Origin of the sequence: Microbacterium sp. K41 (assembly GCF_004794395.1) — a bacterium.
GTDB lineage: Bacteria > Actinomycetota > Actinomycetes > Actinomycetales > Microbacteriaceae > Microbacterium > Microbacterium sufflavum.
On sequence record NZ_SSDO01000292.1, the window covers coordinates 1 to 1977 of the forward strand.

Annotated in this window: 2 protein-coding genes; both read right to left on the bottom strand. The window is 73.6% G+C overall.

The features are described from left to right. Positions 1 to 541 (bottom strand): SGNH/GDSL hydrolase family protein (locus tag DW309_RS08495; RefSeq protein WP_136045125.1); only part of this gene is annotated, 541 nt, incomplete at its 3' end. A 55-nt stretch (positions 542 to 596) separates the two neighbouring features. Beyond that, positions 597 to 1859: a histidine--tRNA ligase gene (hisS, locus tag DW309_RS08500; RefSeq protein ID WP_240745298.1), complete on the bottom strand. Its 1263-nt coding sequence runs from the start codon at positions 1857 to 1859 to the stop codon at positions 597 to 599. Positions 1860 to 1977: the final 118 nt, after the last annotated feature.

Here is a 1977-nt window from a genome sequence, read left to right on the forward strand (position 1 = left end):
GCGGCACCGCGCGGAGCGCCCCCAGATTCGGGCAGGTGCCCATCACGACCCCGGCGCCGAGGTCGCGCAGCCGCCGCACCGCGTCATCCAGGTGCCGCGCGGACTCGGCGACCGGCAGGCGATGCGTCACGTCGTTCCCGCCCACCACGACCACCGCGACGTGCGGACGGTACCCGGGCGGCAGCGCGTCCAGCTGCGTCGCGAGGTCGCGCGACTCCGCGCCGACCCTCGCCACCGTACGCAGGCGCACCGGACGCCCCAGACCACGCGCGAGCGCCTTGGCGAGTCGTCCGCCCAGGGTCTGCTTGGGGCGCTGCGCCCCCAGCCCCGCCGCGAGCGAGTCTCCCACCAGCAGCAGGTCGAGCGGGGCGCCGTCGAGCCCCGGCCGCCAGAGCCGGTCGGCATCGAGCGACACCTCCCCGAGCGGCTTGCCGATGCGCCGTCGCGCGAGCGCGGCCTGACGGACCAGCACGAGGCGCAGCACCGCGGTCAGCAGGGCGACGGCGGACACGGCGGCGAACACGGGACGGAGGCGACGCACGACCCGATTCGAGTCGACCGCCGTGAACGCCCGGTGAACACCACCGAGCCCCGGATCAGCCGAGCGTCTTGACCTCGAGCTCGTCGGAGCCTGCCCGCACGCTCGCGAAGTGGGTGTAGCCGTCGGCGGCCGCACGCTCCAGCAGCGCCTTGAGGTTCTTGGTGCGCTGCTCGAGCCGCACGCGCGCCCCCCTCGCCACGAGCTCGGCCTTGTGCGCGACCAGCTCGCCCACCGGCACGTCGGCATCGTGGACCAGGACGATCGCCTGCGCCTCGGTGTCGGGGTCGGCGGAGACCAGGTCGACCAGCCGCTCGAACCCGAGCGAGAAGCCCACCGCGGGAACGTCCTGCTTCAGGAACCGGCCGATCATGCCGTCGTAGCGCCCGCCGCCGCCGAGCGAGTACCCGACGGAGGGGTGCGCGAGCTCGAAGATCGTGCCCGTGTAGTACCCCATGCCGCGCACGAGGAACGGGTCGAACACGAGCGGGATCTCGACGTGCTCCGCGACCACGGGGCGTGCGGCCGCCACGGCCTCGCCGATGCCGGTGAGGTGCGCGATGAGCTCATCAGGGACGCCCTCGGGCAGCGCCTTGCGGATCTGCCGCTCCCCGTACGGGTGGTACTCCAGCGTCTGCGGGCGGCGGAGGAACTCCTCGAACGCGGCGACGGCGGTCGCGGTGACCCCGCGCTCGCGCAGCTCGGCCGCGACCCCCTCCGGCCCGATCTTGTCGAGCTTGTCGATCGTGATCAGCACCTGCGGGCGCTCCTCGGTCGTGAAACCCAGGTGGCCCAGCATCCAGTCGAGCAGGCGGCGGTCGTTGATGCGCACGGTGGCACCCTCGAGCCCCAGCGCGTCGACGGCGTCGAGCGATGCGACGAGCAGCTCGGCCTCGGCCCGCCCCGACGCATCCCCGATGATGTCGATGTCACACTGCACGAACTGGCGGTAGCGGCCCTTCTGCGGCCGCTCGGCCCGCCACACCGGCGCGATCTGCACGGAGCGGAACACACCGGGGAGCTGCCCGCGGTTGCTGGCGTAGAAGCGCGCCAGCGGCACCGTCAGGTCGTAGCGCAACCCCAGGTCGGACAGCGCGGCGGGGTCGTCGGCCGCGGCGCGGATCGCGTCGGCGTCGAGACCGCGGCGCAGGATCGCGAACGACAGCTTCTCGTTGTCGCCGCCGATGCCCGCGTGCAGCCGCTCGTACTCCTCCACCACGGGCGTCTCGATCTCGTCGAACCCGTGCGCGCGGTAGCGCTCGCGGATCACGGAGAGCACGCGCTCACGGCGGGCCTTGTCGGCGGGGAGGAAGTCGCGCATGCCGCGCGGCGGGTTCACAGTAGCCACCCGTCCATCTTCCCAGGTCGTCGGCGCCACCCGCGCGTCGGGTCAGCCGGCCTCCGCCCCGCGCACCTCGTCCTCCAGCAGCCGCAGCCGC

Excerpts from the sequence above, each read along its gene's own strand:
- hisS (WP_240745298.1), bottom strand. The coding sequence starts at position 1,859 with ATGCGCGACTTCCTCCCCGCCGACAAGGCCCGCCGTGAGCGCGTGCTC.